We start from the raw sequence: 14,816 nt of genomic DNA, 5'->3' as shown, positions 1-14,816 counted from the left end.
TTTTTTTTGTTATTATATTGCTCTTGAATAAAAATTTAATCTACCGTTATTCAAAATTGAATTTATTGTTTTTATGTATTGTTTTTTCGTGTAGAGATTGACATCTATTCCAATACTGCAATTGTCATACGGTTCATATTTTTTCAAATTAGATACAGAAAACAATCCAATAGTTGGTGTATGTACCGAACTTGATAAATGCATAATTCCGCTGTCAGCACCAATAAACAAATCTGCATTTGCAATAACAGATCCTATTTCTCGAATATCTTTACTGTAAAATGTTGGTGCTTTAAACCCAATTTGCGACACATTCTCTACAGGCAAAATCTCAATAATATTATAGTCTTTATACTCTGAAGTAAGTTGAGAATAAAATTTTTCCCACCATTCCTCCGACAGGCATTTTGTTCCTGTTGCATAGGTAAAAATACAGATCGTCTTTTTATCGTTATTCGTCAGCTCTCCTAATATCTTTCTGCCTTCTGCAATTTCAGAAGCAGATAATTTAAGTTCTAAAGGAGCAATTATTTTGTTGCTGTTTGTTGGTAGTCTCAATTTTGAAAGATAATTGCGAAAATTATAAACAGGATATTTTGCAATATGTTCAAAATCACTTTTATGCTCTGTTTCTTCCTCATTCGAGTCTCCAAAAAACTTGTATTTGGCATTTGAAAATTGAACTGCTAATCGTCCAGAAGAAGAGTTTTGATCTACGTTAATCGCTAAATCATATGGTGTTCTCTTTAATGAAATCCAGACTTTTGAATAGGCCAACAAACTTTTAAATGGTTTTTTAGGCAGATGAATTATTTTGTCAACAGTATCGTATTTTTCAAAAATAATTGGTGCCAAAGTTCCTTTTACAAATAAATCAATTTTACAATTTGGAAACATTTCAGACACTTCTTGAACAAGTGGCGTGATTAACAAAAGGTTTCCTAATCTTCCATTTGGTCTACAGATCAGAACTTTTTTGATCTCGCTCTTATCGACCAAAATAAAATCGTCCTGCATATTTGTCTTTCCAACATTCTTAGTCAGATTCCGCATTATGCTACGTCTGTGTACGTTTATTTTGCTTAAAACACTCATTTATGGAATAATTTATTAATTATAAAATCTTAATTAAATTTTAGAAATAGTGGCAGTCTCAAATCTACCTTCTTTTATTATCTAAAAATAAATTCTTCCAATAAGCATTTGTTACAAAATTGTAACCAAATGTATCATCATTTACACCTTTTTGTGTTTTGGAATTGAGCTAAAATTACAATAAATTATCACAGAATTAACAAATTAATAGACGATTATGCAATAAACATCGACAACTCCTTAGAAAACCTAGACATTTATTGAAACCACATACCCTTCCGAACCGCGAATATTAAAAACGGTACCGTCCTCAAATAGTAAATATTGACCTTTAATACCAGTTAATTTTCCGCTAAAAGAAGGTGTTTTATCCAAGTTTAAACTGTTCACTTTAGCCGGATAACTCAAAACGGGATATTGAAGTTCGTAAACATCATTTTTTTCAGCATAGAAATAATCTCTAACTTCTGTTGGAATTAAACTTTCAATTTTTGCTTTCTCTGCGATTAAATCAAAACTTTCAACAGCGTTTTGCAACATTTTTCTCCAATTGGTTTTGTCTGTATAATGGTCTTTTAATGCTACCTCTGTTATTCCTGCCAAATATCGATTTGGAACCTCAACAATGGCAATCGCTTGAGAAGCACCTTGATCGATCCAACGAGTTGGAACTTGCGATTTGCGAGTCACTCCAACTTTTATTTCACAAGCCGAAGCCAAATACACCACGTGTGGTTGCAATTGCGCTTTTGATTCATATTCTAAATCTCTATCTGCAATTCCTAAATGCGCTGTACTCAATTCTGGTCTCATAATCCAATCTCCTACTGCAGGGCTTGAATAAAAACACTCGTAACAGAAACCTTGTCGGTATATTTTTTTCTTTTTACCGCAATTTAAGCATTGACAGCCCACAAAATTGATTTCAATTTCTTTATCTAATAATTGATTAACATTTAAGAAACTATCTTCGAAAACCAAATAATATTGAATTGGACTTCCAAGTTCGGTTTGCATTTTTGTGAGTACACCTTGATATTGCATTCGTATTTTTTATTTATAATTGCTGATTTAGACTTCTCAAAAGATTTAAAATTTTTTGTGTTAAAATTCGACTTATTAGGTAGAATCTTTACCTAAAATCGAATTGTTTATTACAAAAAAATATTATTTTTGATATGAAGACAAAGTTACTATTTGTCTATCGATATTCAAATTTTAAGTTTTTTGTTTTACAGAGATTGTAAGATTTAAAACCTAAAATTAGCTAACTAAAAAACAGATTCATGCCTTTATCTATTATCAATTCGTTTGCATCTTGGTCCTTAAACAAAGGATTCATCAAATAGAGCTTTTTTTAAAATACCCAAATGAAGTTCAGGAAGAATTATTGCACAACTTATTGACGGCATCTGAAAATACGGTTATTGGAAAACAATATGATTTCTCGAGTATTAACTCTTATCAAACCTTTGCAGAAAGAGTTCCAATTGCAACTTATGAAGAATTACAGCCGCTAATCGAACGTACGCGTTTGGGCGAACAAAATGTGTTTTGGGAAACGCCAATTAAATGGTTTGCCAAATCTAGCGGAACCACAAATGCAAAAAGTAAATTTATTCCAGTAAGTAACGAAGCTTTGGAAGATTGTCATTATAAAGGAAGTAAAGACCTTTTGTGTCTTTATTTGAATAATAATGAAGATTCTGAATTGTTTTTAGGAAAAAGCCTTCGTTTGGGAGGAAGTTCTCAGATTTACGAAAACAACAACACTTTCTTTGGCGATTTATCGGCAATTTTGATTGAAAACATGCCTATTTGGGCTGAATTTAGCAGTACGCCTAGCAGTAAAACTTCCTTAATGAGCGAATGGGAAACTAAAATGGCTGCTATTATCAACGAAACTAAAAATGAAAACGTAACCAGTTTTGCAGGAGTTCCATCTTGGATGCTGGTCTTAATGAATAAAGTTTTAGAAAATACTGGCAAACAGAGTTTATTGGAAATTTGGCCGAATCTTGAAGTCTATTTTCATGGCGGAGTAAGTTTTTCCCCGTACAAAGAACAATACAAGAAAATTTTACCAAGTAAAGATTTTAAATATTATGAAATCTACAACGCTTCTGAAGGGTTCTTTGCTATTCAGGATTTAAATAACTCAAGCGATTTATTGTTGATGTTGGACTATGGAATTTTCTACGAATTTATTCCGATGGATACTTTTGGAACTCCAAACCAAAAAGTAGTTCGCCTGGCCGATGTAGAATTGAATAAAAATTACGCCATTGTTATTACTACCAATTCTGGTTTGTGGCGTTATTTGATTGGCGATACGGTTCGTTTTACTTCTTTAAATCCGTACAGAATTAGAGTTACGGGAAGAACCAAACATCATATTAATGTTTTTGGTGAAGAATTAATGGTAGAAAATACTGATCAGGCTATTGCAAAAGCTTGTCAGGTAACCCAAACTGAAGTGATCGATTATACAGTAGCTCCTATTTTTATGCAAGACAAAGAAAAAGGCGCTCACGAATGGATGATTGAATTTAAGAAACATCCTGCTGATGTTGGTCTTTTCCAAAAAGTTTTAGACGAAACGTTGCAGACTTTAAACTCAGATTACGAAGCAAAACGTTACAACAATATGACTCTTAATCCTTTGGTGATTAATGTAGCTCGTGAAAATCTTTTTTATGATTGGCTGAAAGAAAGAGATAAATTGGGCGGCCAACATAAGATTCCGAGATTATCGAATCAGAGAGATTATTTGGAGCAGTTAAAAGAAATGTGCTAATTTATATCTAACTCATTTGATCAAGAAATTTTTATCTAAAAGAGAAATTGAGGTTAAAATTCTAATTGCTCTTCTTTTAATTCTTATTTTCAGTTGCTGTTCTCATTCAAAGTTTGGAAGTGATCAGGCTGAATTTGAATTAAAAGATGCTCTTGAAAATCCAAGGAAGGACAATTATGTCGATAACAAAAAATTACTCATCAAGGATAATCAAACTGCAATCAAAATCGCAGAGCCTATTCTTTTTAATATTTATGGAGAAGATGAAATTAAACATCAAAAACCTTATGAAGTAAATCTAATTTATAATCATTATGTTATTAACGGAACGTTAATGTGGGGAGAACAGGGCGGAACATTTCTAATTATAATTGATGCTAGGAATGCAAAAGTTTTAAAAATCAGTCATTCCAAATAACTATTTAATTTTCTTAAATAAAAATTATACAAAATGAAGGATACCAAATTCAGCGATATGACTACTGAAGAACTGATTAAAAATCAGAAGACATTAAAAACTGTGAATACTATATTCTGTGTTGTGCTTTTTATGCTGTTCGTTCTTAATCTATTCATTGTTTTCATGAAAGGCTTTAGCGCCATGAACGTTATTCCGATAGCTTTGTTGCCTATTCTTTTTTTGAATATTAAGAATTTAAAAGAGATTAAAAAGGAATTGGAATCTCGTGAATAAAAATATCGCTCTTTATGACTAAAAAACTATTTCTCTTTTTCTTTTTTATCTTTTTAGTACAAAAATCAAATTCGCAAGAGACTGAACCACTAAGCAACATTCAGAAAAAACTTTATGATTTTGAAGCAGTTCAAGTTAAGCCTGAATTTACTGATGGCAAAGCTAAATTTGTAGCATATATTTTAGAAAACTTCAAGAAAACAAAAACAGGCAAAAATTTTAAAGGATTTATTTCTCTAAATTTTGTTGTTGAAATGGATGGCTCGATAAATGAAGTCGTCTTTAATAGTGACATTAAAAACAAAGCAAAACAAGATTTTAAAAATGTGATTCTAAAATCTCCAAAATGGCTTTGCGGAGAACATGAGGGATATCACGTTAGAACCAAAGTTGATTTTAATTTTGATATAATTTAAAATCGAAATTCCACTAAACCCGCATGAGGGATAGAAGTGGAAATCTTTTTTATTTTTTCTTTAAAAATAAAAAGATTGTAACGGATAGCCCCCGATTCGCCGCGGCGAAACATGCCCATATAAAAAACCTCAGCTCTTTTATTTGAAGAGACTGAGGTTTGTTTTTTATTTTGATTGTCGAGCTACTTGTGGAGATCCCTCGTTCCTCGGGATGACAAAAAATGGGCTAATTTGTCAGGCTGAGCGAAGTCAAAGCCTTTTCTACATGAAAGCCCTTCGACTTCGCTCAGGGTGACAACTTGTAAATTACATCATATCGATATATCTATCGTGATATCCTAAAAGATATAAAACACCATCAAGACCTAAACTTGAAATTGAAGTTGAGGCGCTTTCTTTTACTTTTGGTTTGGCGTGGAAAGCGATTCCTAAACCTGCTAAGTTTAGCATTGGTAAATCGTTGGCTCCGTCTCCAACTGCGATGGTTTGATTGATGTGAATTCCTTCTTTTTCGGCAATTGCTTTTAGATATTCAGCTTTTTTCTGGCCGTCTATGATATCGCCTATATATTTACCGGTCAGTTTACCGTCTTTTATTTCTAATTGATTGGCGTGAACGTAATCTATTCCTAGCTCTTTTTGAAGATATTCTCCAAAATAAGTAAATCCTCCAGATAGAATTGCGGTTTTATAGCCGTAATATTTTAAGGCTTTCATTAAACGATGTGCTCCTTGTGTTATTGGCAGATTTACAGCAACGTTTTGTAGAACTTCTTCGCTTAAACCCTCAAGAAGAGCCATACGTTTTTTGAAACTTTCGTTGAAATCAATTTCGCCATTCATAGCCGATTCTGTAATCGCTCGAACTTGATCTCCAACACCATTCAATTCTGCAAGCTCATCGATTACTTCGGTTTGAATTAAAGTCGAATCCATATCGAAGCAAACCAAACGACGGTTTCTTCTATAAATATTATCTTCTTGGAATGAAATATCAACGTTTAGCGTTCTAGAGATCTCCATAAAACTCGCCGTCATGATGATCTTATTTACAATTTCGCCTGTTACAGACAATTGAATACAAGAACGCGGATATTCTTCTTTTTCTACAATTGAAGTTCTCCCTGTTAATCGGATAATAGAATCGATATTTAAATTTTGGTCTGACAATATTTGAGTTACTGCAGACAATTGTGAAGCCGCAAGTTTCTCACCCAAAATATTGATGATATAACGTTGTTTTGATTGTGATTTTACCCACGTTTCGTAATCTTCGATAGAAATCGGAATAAATTTTACTTTGATTTCCAATTCGTATGCTTTAAACAAAAGATCTTTTAAAACGGGAGCCGAAGAAGAACCTGCAGCAATTTCGAACAAAATTCCTAAAGAAAGCGTATCATGAATATCGGCCTGCCCAATATCTAATATATTAGCATCATACGCTGCCAAAACAGCCGTTAAACCTGCTGTAACCCCAATTTTATCGTGTCCTGAAACTTTTAATAAAATTATTTCTTTATCTTCTGCTGCCATTTTTCTTTCTTGATTATGAAGCGACAAAAATCGGCAATCTCTCGTTGATAAAAAAGAATAATCCTTGTTTTTTTGAAAAGAAAAAGCACATATAAATGTGCTTTTTCGAGTAATTTAACAATTATCTTTTATTATTAAAATAACGTAACTTTTAAGTTATTTCATTCCTTCATTTTTATCAAAACTTACCATCCAGTTGATGCCGAATTTATCTTTAAACATTCCAAAATAAGATCCCCAAAAAGTGTCGTTCATCTGCATTTCTACTTTTCCTCCAGCCGAAAGTCCGTTAAAAATTTTATCGGCATCTTCTCTACTTTCTGCATTAATGGAAATCGAAAAATTATCTCCAAAACCTACATCTCCGTATCTCGGATGACTGTCACTTCCCATTAAAATAGTATTTCCAATTGGAAGAGAAACATGCATAATTCTATTTAGAGCTTCCTCAGAAAGTACTTCTCCTTCTTCTGCTGGTGCATCTTTATATTTTCCGATGTACGGAAAATCTCCACCAAAAACTGATTTATAAAACAGAAATGCCTCTTCACATGTTCCGTTAAACATTAAATATGGATTGACTGCTGTTGCCATGATATTTCTTTTTAATTGTTAATTATCTACCTTCCATCTCTCCTCTTTATTCTTTATTCTTTATTCTTTATTCTATTCTCTTTCTTCTAACTTTTACTTCTCAGACAATTCTTTAATTAATTCCACCGCTTTCGGAAACGCATCTTTGAAGTAATCAATATGTTTTTCAATTACATCTACCTCAATATGAAGATCTACAACATCTCCTTTTTGAGTCAGTCTGTAAGTTTCCATTGCACCGCTCCATTTTTCTGTTTCTGCATTTGGTGGTACTTCTTTATGATCCTTGATTTCGCCAAGATGCTTAAAAGCCATATATTCATTCGGAATTTTGGTCTCAATCAGACTATTCATTCCATCTGCTCCTCCAGTAACCTAAAAAATAAATTTTGTCCCCTTCGTTCCAAGTTGACTCAGCGTAACTTCCTTCGGCAAAAACGCTTGTCCATTTTCTGTACGTTTCATCGTCCCATAAGACTTTCCAAATCTTTTCTTTTGGAGCCTTTATATCGATATTAAACACTAATTTTTCCATCTTAACCTGGTAATTTGCTAAAATCCATAAATAAAACATTCCAACGATGACCATCCAAATCGGCAAAACCACAGCCGTACATCCAACCCTGACTTTCGGCAGGAGGAGCAAAAACGTTTCCGCCAGCTTCTTTGACTTTCTCTGCTAGTTCATCTACTTCTTCCCTGCTTTCTGCATCAATCGAAATCAACACTTCTGAGCTTAATTTCGTATCTGTAATACTATTTTGCGAAAAGCTTGAAAAAAGCATTTCTTCAAAAAGCATTACTACAAAATGTCCTTCACCTACCACCATGCACGTCGAACTTGGCGTGTCATGCTGTTCATTAAACGAAAAACCTATTTTCCAGAAAAAATCTTTCGCTTTTGCCACATCCTTTACAGGAAGATTCAACCATATTTGTTTTGTCATTTTTTGTTTTTTTTGTTGGGTTAGATATTTATTTCTTTTAAACCATATAAGTGATATAAGCTATTTAAGTTTGTAATCTTTGAACCTTTGTTACTTTGAGCCTTTAAACCTAAAAACTAATTAGCCTCAACGTAACTTTTAAAATTATCCAGAATTGCCTGCCAGCCTGCACGCTGCATTTCTTCTGGATTTTGTGTTTCTGGATCAAAACTTTCAACGATTTCTACACCGTCTGGAGTTTCTGTAAAAGTAATTTCAACTTTTCTTCCGTCTCCCAGAACATACGAAAGTGCTTCGTTTGGTTTAACCAAAGTAAATTCTCCTCCAAAATCAAAACTCATGCTTCCGTCTTTGGCTGCCATAGTCGATTTGAACTTGCCTCCTTCTCTCAAATCTGCTTCAGCATAAGGTGTGTGCCAATCGGGAGATGCAAAACTCCATTTTGTAATGTGTTCTGGAGTATTCCAAAAATTCCAAACTTTATCAAGAGATGCGTTGACAGTGTTTTTTATTGTTATCATTTTTATCGTTTTTTTTGTGATTTGTTAATTGATTATTACATGTTAGCTGGAATCTGACTTTCATCCATAAAGAAAACTTCCCAGTGATGTCCGTCTACATCTAGAAAAGTTCTTTGATACATCCATCCGTAATCTTTTGCTTCAATATAATCTGTTCCTCCAGCTTTAACAGCTTTTTCAAGCATTTCATCTACTTGTTTACGAGAATCAAGAGAAATCGAAATAAGAACTTCGCTTGTTGTAGCAGAATCACAAATCTGCTTATTAGTAAAGGTTTTATAAAACTCTTCTACCAATATCATTACAAATATATTTTCGTCAATAACTATGCAAGCTCCTTTTTCGTTTGTGAATTTCGGATTGGTTGAAAAACCAAGTCCGTTGTAAAAAGACACTGCCTTGTTCAAATCTTTTACAGCAAGATTTAAGAAGATTTTTGTTTTCATATTGATAAAATTACGAATTAATTAAAACAAATTTAATTTTTTAAGATTACTTAAAAATGCCAATAAAAGTCATTTTTAGGGGCATTTAAGACAAAATGCTTATTTTTGCCTGGATGTGAAATTTTCAAAACAATCAAAATCATGAGCAAGAAATTAGGATTAATCGTGCCTCACGACTATAAATTATTAAGTATTGCGGCTATTTTAGAAGTATTCGAAACAACCAATAAATTAAGTTCGGGAATCGAAAAACCATTCGAAATCATGATTTTTCAATCTAAAGAACAATCGGATCAAGGAAAGATATTTGGTTATACTTCTAACGAAATTGAAACTTCTGATATTATTTTAGACCTCATTTTGATTCCCGCTTTTACTACCGATAATATGAGCGAGATGATTAAAAAGAATAAAAGCTTTATTCCGTGGCTGCAAAAACAGCATAAAGCCGGAGCCGAATTAGCCAGTTTTTGCACTGGAGCTTTTTTGTTTGCTGCTTCTGGTTTATTGAACGAAAAATTGGCCACAACACATGTTGACGCTTGCAGTGCCTTTACCAAAGCTTTTCCGATGGTAAAATTAAAACCTGAGGAAACTTTGACTGCAGACGGAAGTTTATACACCAGCGGCGGATCTACCTCAACCTTTCATTTATTGATTCTTTTGGTTCAGAAATTCTGCGGTAACGAAATGGCAGTTAAAATTGCTAAAATATTTTCAATTGATTTGAATCGATACAAACAAAGTTATTTCAGCACCTTCAGACCCAATCATTTACACAATGATTCCTTAGTTGCACTTTTACAGCAAAAAATTGAAAATCAGTATCATTCTATCGAAAAACTGGAAGAAATCACAAAAGATATCCCAACAAGTGCCCGAAACATGACTCGTCGTTTCAAACAAGTGACAGGAATTCCTCCGATTGAATATTTACAGAATATCAGAGTAGAAAGTTCGAAGAAATACTTAGAACAAACCCAACTTTCGATTTCAGAAATTATCGAAAAAACCGGCTATAACGACCCAAAAGCTTTTAGAAAAGTATTTTATAAAATGGTCGGTATGAAACCAATTGAATATCGAGAGAAATTTAGAGTGCAGTAATTTTTAGAAGCAGATCAATTCATTTTCATCAGAACGTTTTGTCCTGCTCTACACTGTATTCCCGATAAACAAAAACTACGGCTAAAAAGCCTTGTTTTTCTAAATCGGGAGATGTCGTTTCGATCAGGGCTATTGAGCAGCTTTAGTTTTTCAGAAAAACCCAAAATCAGGACTTAACAACCCACAATAAAACTTTTTTATTCGTTTTCAAAAGTTCGTCAATTTCTTTCATGCTTTCGTTTGAAACAGCTGGACAGCCCCAGCCTTCTGGTGTTCCTTGGGGATAAACTTCATTATCTGAAATTGCATCCCAAGAATGCAGAACTATAGCGCGACTTCTGGCATTTGAATTTGTTTTGTCTTTTCCCTGCAAAACATAATTTACCTTTATTCCCCACTGACTTACACCACGATCTAAAACAACATATTTTCCAAGTGAAGAACAATGTGAATCAAATTCATTGCTTATCTGTGGTTTCTCTTTAGAAGAAGTTCTTCCCCATTGATTGTCTCCACAGCCGTGACTTACCATATAAGATTTTGAAACTGCTTTCTTTTTAAAATCGTAAACAAAAAATCTTTTATAACCAGAATGCAATCCGAGATCAATCAAAATAAATTTTTCTTGATTTAAATTATTGACTTTACAATAGTATGCTGCTTCTTTATAATAATTATTGTAATTAACTTCAATACGAGGATTTTCTGAAACTGCTTCTCTTTTATACTTATTTTCAGAAACAGTTATTCTTTCGCTTTCTTTATTACAAGAAAAAACAAATACCAGACAAATTATAAAAAGCATTCTTTTCATATCAAATATTTACACAAAAGCACAAACGAAAATAGAATTAAAAAAGTATTGAGTCGTCCTGAAAAAAGTTGACTCGATTAGTAATATAAAATTAGTTAAATCGGAACAGAATTACTTTTGTTCCGATTTATTTTTTTCCATGTTTTGAGTTTAATTTGATTTTGTAAATGTGCTTGATTTGGAGTTAGCATATTTATTGATAAATGCACTCTGATTTGATTGTAAAATAAAATGGATTGCTGGACTTGCTTTTTTAAGTTCTCAAAATCTTCAAAGATTTCCGATAATCCGAACTCCTCTTTTAAAATGCCATTTACTCTTTCTGCAATTGCATTTTCATATGGATCATAGTTTTGTGTCATACTTATAAGGATCTTACTTTGAGATAAATACTGAGTATACTCTTTGCTGCAATATTGAAGACCTCTATCGGAATGATGTATAAGATTTCTGTTGTATTTTCTATTGCTAACAGCCATCTTTAAAGCTTCTAATGTAGAACAAGCCATTAAATTATCCGATAAATTATAGCCTACAATCTTCTTTGAATAAGCATCAGTTATTAAATGAAGGTAGTACGTTTTTTCTTTTATTCTTAGATAAGTAATATCAGCAACCCAAACCTGCTCCGGCTCATTGAGCTTAATTTCTTTTATTAAATTGGGATATTTACGCATCCAATGCCTTGAATTTGTTGTTTTATAATATCTTCTAACTTTAGGAATCAATAAATATTCATCACGTAAAAAATCAAATAATTTATCTCTGCCAATCTTTATTTGATATCTTTTTAAATCATCTTTCAGCATATAATACAGTTTCCTGCCGCCAGTTTTTGGTAGTTTTTGACGAACCGACATTACCAAAGATTTGAGATATTCTTTGTCATGACCTTAACTTTAATTGATGTGATGTTCGTTTGTAATAAGCCTGTTTACTATATCCAAACAATCGACATATTTCACAAGGACTAACCTTGTGCATACGATTTATTTCTTGGACTGCTTGGAACCAGACTTTTTTACAATCTCGATTTTTAGTTCGCGTTCGGCTATTTCTATAAACTTTTTAAAGACCAGTAATTCCTGCTCTTTCTTAGCTAATTGAGCTTCGAGTTCTTTGATGCGTTGAGATTGAGGATCTTTCATAGGACGTCCCAGTGTTAGTTTTTCCAGATATGTAAATTTACCATATTTTCTTAACCAACTATCAATACAGCTATGGCTTCTGATTTGATAGCGACGACGTAGATCTGCTTTACAAAATAATCCCAATTCAAATTCTTTTACAACCTGTTTTTTGAATGCCTCACTGTAAGTGCATATAGGCATAACTCTTTTAAATTCTTCTCTTGGTAATGACATAATTAGATTAATTATAGTCAACTTTTTTCAGGACGAGACATATATAAAAAAAACCTGCTCAAATAAATGAGCAGGTTCTATAAGATGAGCTTTTTCAAAGTTTAAATCTTTGAAAAAGTTGATTTTAAAATTTAAGAAGCAATTTCCATACGTTTCAATAAGTTTTTACTTAACGTATGTTCTGCATATTCTTTGTCGATTGTCAGACTAATATCATCAGATGTTGGCAGTTCGTACATGGCATCTGTTAAGATAGCTTCACATAAAGAACGTAATCCACGAGCACCTAGTTTATACTCTAAAGCTTTATCTACAATAAAATCTAAAGCTTCATCGGTAATTGTAAACTCAACATCATCCATTAAGAATAACTTCTGATACTGTTTGATCAACGCATTTTTAGGCTGTGTCAAAATTGCACGAAGCGTTGCTTTATCCAAAGGATCCATGTGCGTTAAAACTGGTAAACGTCCAATAATCTCAGGAATCAAACCAAAGTCTTTAATGTCTTTTGGGATAATGTATTGCAACAAATTGTCTTTATCTATATTGTCAGCATTTTTAGAAGTTGAGTACCCAACTGCCTGACGGTTTAAACGTTTTGAAATAATACGTTCTACCCCATCAAAAGCACCACCAGCAATAAATAAGATATTTTGAGTATTTACCTCAACAAATTTCTGGTCTGGATGTTTACGTCCTCCTTTTGGCGGTACGTTTACAACTGTTCCTTCTAATAATTTCAATAAAGCCTGCTGAACACCTTCTCCAGAAACATCACGAGTAATTGATGGATTATCGCTTTTACGAGCAATTTTATCAATCTCATCAATAAATACGATTCCTCTTTCTGCTTTAGCCACATCATAATCTGCAGCCTGAAGTAAACGTGTTAAAATACTTTCAACGTCTTCTCCAACATAACCCGCTTCTGTCAATACAGTTGCATCAACAATTGCTAACGGCACATCTAACATTTTGGCAATAGTTTTTGCCACTAATGTTTTTCCAGTTCCTGTCTGACCAACCATGATGATGTTACTTTTTTCGATCTCTACTTCATCGTCTAATTGCTGTTGCATTAAACGTTTGTAGTGATTGTAAACCGCAACTGACATCACTTTTTTTGTCTGGTCTTGACCAATAACATATTGATCTAGAAAAGCTCTAATTTCTTTCGGTTTCTTTAAAATTAAGTCCCCAACTAGTTTCGCGCTTCCGCTAGATTTTAATTCTTCTAAAACAATTCCGTGAGCCTGTTCAATACACTTATCACAAATATGTGCATTGATACCTGCAATTAATAAATTAGTTTCTGGCTTCTTTCTTCCACAAAACGAACATTCTAATACTACTTTTGCCATTCTATATTTAAGTTACTAAGCTGCAAAGATACTAAGTTTCTAAGCTTTTTGACCTAAAACTTAAAAACTTAGCTCTTTACAGCTTAATATTTTTGTTTAAAGTTTAAAGTTTCAGGTTTCAGATTTGCCGAAGCAACTTGAAACATGAGACCTGAAACTAATTCTTAGCTTCTTCTTAATACTTCGTCAATCATTCCGTACTCTTTTGCTTCATCTGCTTTCATCCAGTAATCACGCTCACTGTCTTTGTGCACTTTATCAAAAGTTTGTCCAGAATGTTGAGAGATGATGTTGTATAGTTCATCTTTTAATTTCAACATCTCACGTAAGTTGATTTCCATATCTGTTGCAACACCTTGCGCTCCTCCAGATGGTTGGTGAATCATTACTCTTGAGTGAGGTAGTGCAGAACGTTTTCCAGCAGCTCCTGCACATAATAAAACTGCTCCCATAGAAGCGGCCATTCCTGTACAAATTGTTGCTACATCTGGCTTGATGTACTGCATAGTATCGTAAATTCCTAAACCTGCATAAACACTTCCTCCAGGAGAGTTTAAATAAATTTGAATATCTTTTGAAGCATCAGCGCTTTCTAAAAATAACAACTGAGCCTGAACAATATTAGCAATCTGATCGTCAATACCAGTTCCTAAAAAGATAATTCTGTCCATCATTAATCTTGAAAAAACGTCTAATTGAGAAATATTCAGCTGACGCTCTTCGATAATATATGGAGTCATGTTTGTTGGTGTCATCGCTGCTACGATTTTATCGTAATACATTGCGTTTACTCCTTGGTGCTTTGTAGCAAATTTTTTGAATTCTTTACCGTAGTTCATATTTTTAGTTTAAAGTTGAAAAGTCTAAAGTCAGCATGTGACTTAAACGAATTAAACAAAGTTCATACCTTTTTATAAGAAATGCCAATTTGTCGTCTTTTTTAAGATGCTAAGATTCTAAGTTACTAAGGTTCTAAGTTTTTTTTCTAAGAAACATTTACCAACTTCAAACCTGAAACAAAAAAAGAACGTCAACAGAATAAAAAATTCCATTGACGTTCAAATATAATTATTTTTATCTTTCAGTTTCTGTAATAAAATCTTAATTTTTAAAAAGTATAT

The 14,816-nt window shown here is 32.9% G+C and carries 16 protein-coding genes and 2 pseudogenes; 5 read left to right on the top strand and 13 right to left on the bottom strand.

Annotated elements, in window-relative coordinates:
* Positions 1 to 12: 12 nt before the first annotated feature.
* Positions 13 to 1,095: a glycosyltransferase family 9 protein gene (locus ACPWTF_RS16715; RefSeq protein ID WP_427872218.1), complete on the bottom strand. Its 1,083-nt coding sequence runs from the start codon at positions 1,093 to 1,095 to the stop codon at positions 13 to 15.
* 249 nt (positions 1,096 to 1,344) lie between these two features.
* A complete protein-coding gene (locus ACPWTF_RS16710; protein ID WP_095927858.1) occupies positions 1,345 to 2,139 on the bottom strand; it encodes a DUF2797 domain-containing protein in 795 nt (264 codons plus the stop codon).
* Positions 2,140 to 2,381: 242 nt separating this feature from the next.
* On the opposite strand from ACPWTF_RS16710, the pseudogene ACPWTF_RS16705 reads away from it, so the two are divergent.
* The 4 genes and pseudogenes from ACPWTF_RS16705 to ACPWTF_RS16690 all read left to right on the top strand — a co-directional run bounded on the left by ACPWTF_RS16705 (position 2,382) and on the right by ACPWTF_RS16690 (position 5,002).
* Positions 2,382 to 3,892, top strand: a pseudogene (locus tag ACPWTF_RS16705) (GH3 auxin-responsive promoter family protein).
* A 16-nt stretch (positions 3,893 to 3,908) separates the two neighbouring features.
* Entirely contained in the window at positions 3,909 to 4,310 is a 402-nt protein-coding gene (locus tag ACPWTF_RS16700; protein WP_427872217.1) for an NTF2 fold immunity protein, read from the top strand.
* Between the two features lie 33 nt (positions 4,311 to 4,343).
* Complete coding sequence (locus ACPWTF_RS16695; protein WP_427872216.1) at positions 4,344 to 4,586, top strand: redox-active disulfide protein 2; 243 nt, start codon at positions 4,344 to 4,346, stop codon at positions 4,584 to 4,586.
* Positions 4,587 to 4,600: 14 nt separating this feature from the next.
* Positions 4,601 to 5,002: a hypothetical protein gene (locus ACPWTF_RS16690; RefSeq protein WP_427872215.1), complete on the top strand. Its 402-nt coding sequence runs from the start codon at positions 4,601 to 4,603 to the stop codon at positions 5,000 to 5,002.
* A gap of 306 nt (positions 5,003 to 5,308) precedes the next feature.
* Here the strand turns inward: ACPWTF_RS16690 and serB are convergent, their stop codons facing one another.
* The 7 genes from serB to ACPWTF_RS16655 all read right to left on the bottom strand — a co-directional run bounded on the left by serB (position 5,309) and on the right by ACPWTF_RS16655 (position 9,046).
* Complete coding sequence (gene serB, locus ACPWTF_RS16685) at positions 5,309 to 6,538, bottom strand: phosphoserine phosphatase SerB (protein ID WP_427872214.1); 1,230 nt, start codon at positions 6,536 to 6,538, stop codon at positions 5,309 to 5,311.
* A gap of 156 nt (positions 6,539 to 6,694) precedes the next feature.
* Positions 6,695 to 7,132, bottom strand: a complete 438-nt coding sequence (locus tag ACPWTF_RS16680; protein WP_379796186.1) for a VOC family protein — start codon at positions 7,130 to 7,132, stop codon at positions 6,695 to 6,697.
* Positions 7,133 to 7,225: 93 nt separating this feature from the next.
* Positions 7,226 to 7,447 (bottom strand): hypothetical protein, encoded by a 222-nt coding sequence (locus ACPWTF_RS16675; RefSeq protein ID WP_427872213.1) that lies wholly within the window; start codon positions 7,445 to 7,447, stop codon positions 7,226 to 7,228.
* 31 nt (positions 7,448 to 7,478) lie between these two features.
* The gene (locus ACPWTF_RS16670) at positions 7,479 to 7,667 is read right to left on the bottom strand and encodes a hypothetical protein (protein WP_427872212.1); all 189 of its coding nucleotides are present in this window, start codon (positions 7,665 to 7,667) and stop codon (positions 7,479 to 7,481) included.
* Position 7,668: 1 nt separating this feature from the next.
* Positions 7,669 to 8,079, bottom strand: coding sequence for a VOC family protein (locus tag ACPWTF_RS16665; RefSeq protein ID WP_111283865.1), 411 nt, complete (start codon positions 8,077 to 8,079; stop codon positions 7,669 to 7,671).
* 116 nt (positions 8,080 to 8,195) lie between these two features.
* Complete coding sequence (locus ACPWTF_RS16660) at positions 8,196 to 8,600, bottom strand: SRPBCC family protein (RefSeq protein WP_379796177.1); 405 nt, start codon at positions 8,598 to 8,600, stop codon at positions 8,196 to 8,198.
* Between the two features lie 35 nt (positions 8,601 to 8,635).
* Positions 8,636 to 9,046: a VOC family protein gene (locus tag ACPWTF_RS16655; RefSeq protein WP_379796175.1), complete on the bottom strand. Its 411-nt coding sequence runs from the start codon at positions 9,044 to 9,046 to the stop codon at positions 8,636 to 8,638.
* A 141-nt stretch (positions 9,047 to 9,187) separates the two neighbouring features.
* On the opposite strand from ACPWTF_RS16655, the gene ACPWTF_RS16650 reads away from it, so the two are divergent.
* The gene (locus ACPWTF_RS16650) at positions 9,188 to 10,153 is read left to right on the top strand and encodes a GlxA family transcriptional regulator (RefSeq protein WP_427872211.1); all 966 of its coding nucleotides are present in this window, start codon (positions 9,188 to 9,190) and stop codon (positions 10,151 to 10,153) included.
* A 166-nt stretch (positions 10,154 to 10,319) separates the two neighbouring features.
* Here ACPWTF_RS16650 and ACPWTF_RS16645 read toward each other — a convergent pair whose 3' ends face one another.
* From ACPWTF_RS16645 to clpP, 4 genes and pseudogenes are all read right to left on the bottom strand, one after another.
* Positions 10,320 to 10,958, bottom strand: a complete 639-nt coding sequence (locus tag ACPWTF_RS16645; protein WP_427872210.1) for a murein L,D-transpeptidase catalytic domain-containing protein — start codon at positions 10,956 to 10,958, stop codon at positions 10,320 to 10,322.
* A gap of 104 nt (positions 10,959 to 11,062) precedes the next feature.
* Positions 11,063 to 12,331: pseudogene (locus ACPWTF_RS16640) on the bottom strand (IS3 family transposase).
* A 131-nt stretch (positions 12,332 to 12,462) separates the two neighbouring features.
* Entirely contained in the window at positions 12,463 to 13,695 is a 1,233-nt protein-coding gene (gene clpX, locus ACPWTF_RS16635; RefSeq protein WP_095927868.1) for an ATP-dependent Clp protease ATP-binding subunit ClpX, read from the bottom strand.
* Between the two features lie 164 nt (positions 13,696 to 13,859).
* Positions 13,860 to 14,534 carry an ATP-dependent Clp endopeptidase proteolytic subunit ClpP gene (gene clpP, locus ACPWTF_RS16630; RefSeq protein ID WP_095927869.1) on the bottom strand — a complete coding sequence of 225 codons (675 nt, stop codon included), beginning with the start codon at positions 14,532 to 14,534 and terminating at the stop codon, positions 13,860 to 13,862.
* Between the last annotated feature and the right edge of the window lie 282 nt (positions 14,535 to 14,816).

Origin of the sequence: Flavobacterium sp. MMS24-S5, from assembly GCF_050320125.1 — a bacterium.
GTDB classification, from domain to species: Bacteria; Bacteroidota; Bacteroidia; order Flavobacteriales; family Flavobacteriaceae; genus Flavobacterium; species Flavobacterium tyrosinilyticum.
Note: the sequence above shows the minus strand (reverse complement) of the source record. Positions and strands in the feature narration are given on the sequence as shown.

Coding starts and splice junctions, on each gene's coding strand:
- serB (WP_427872214.1), bottom strand. CDS start 6,538: ATGGCAGCAGAAGATAAAGAAATAATTTTATTAAAAGTTTCAGGACAC.
- ACPWTF_RS16690 (WP_427872215.1), top strand. CDS start 4,601: ATGACTAAAAAACTATTTCTCTTTTTCTTTTTTATCTTTTTAGTACAA.
- ACPWTF_RS16655 (WP_379796175.1), bottom strand. CDS start 9,046: ATGAAAACAAAAATCTTCTTAAATCTTGCTGTAAAAGATTTGAACAAG.
- ACPWTF_RS16665 (WP_111283865.1), bottom strand. CDS start 8,079: ATGACAAAACAAATATGGTTGAATCTTCCTGTAAAGGATGTGGCAAAA.
- ACPWTF_RS16675 (WP_427872213.1), bottom strand. CDS start 7,447: ATGGCTTTTAAGCATCTTGGCGAAATCAAGGATCATAAAGAAGTACCA.
- ACPWTF_RS16680 (WP_379796186.1), bottom strand. CDS start 7,132: ATGGCAACAGCAGTCAATCCATATTTAATGTTTAACGGAACATGTGAA.
- ACPWTF_RS16670 (WP_427872212.1), bottom strand. CDS start 7,667: ATGGAAAAATTAGTGTTTAATATCGATATAAAGGCTCCAAAAGAAAAG.
- clpX (WP_095927868.1), bottom strand. CDS start 13,695: ATGGCAAAAGTAGTATTAGAATGTTCGTTTTGTGGAAGAAAGAAGCCA.
- ACPWTF_RS16650 (WP_427872211.1), top strand. CDS start 9,188: ATGAGCAAGAAATTAGGATTAATCGTGCCTCACGACTATAAATTATTA.
- ACPWTF_RS16660 (WP_379796177.1), bottom strand. CDS start 8,600: ATGATAACAATAAAAAACACTGTCAACGCATCTCTTGATAAAGTTTGG.
- ACPWTF_RS16695 (WP_427872216.1), top strand. CDS start 4,344: ATGAAGGATACCAAATTCAGCGATATGACTACTGAAGAACTGATTAAA.
- ACPWTF_RS16710 (WP_095927858.1), bottom strand. CDS start 2,139: ATGCAATATCAAGGTGTACTCACAAAAATGCAAACCGAACTTGGAAGT.
- ACPWTF_RS16645 (WP_427872210.1), bottom strand. CDS start 10,958: ATGCTTTTTATAATTTGTCTGGTATTTGTTTTTTCTTGTAATAAAGAA.
- ACPWTF_RS16715 (WP_427872218.1), bottom strand. CDS start 1,095: ATGAGTGTTTTAAGCAAAATAAACGTACACAGACGTAGCATAATGCGG.
- clpP (WP_095927869.1), bottom strand. CDS start 14,534: ATGAACTACGGTAAAGAATTCAAAAAATTTGCTACAAAGCACCAAGGA.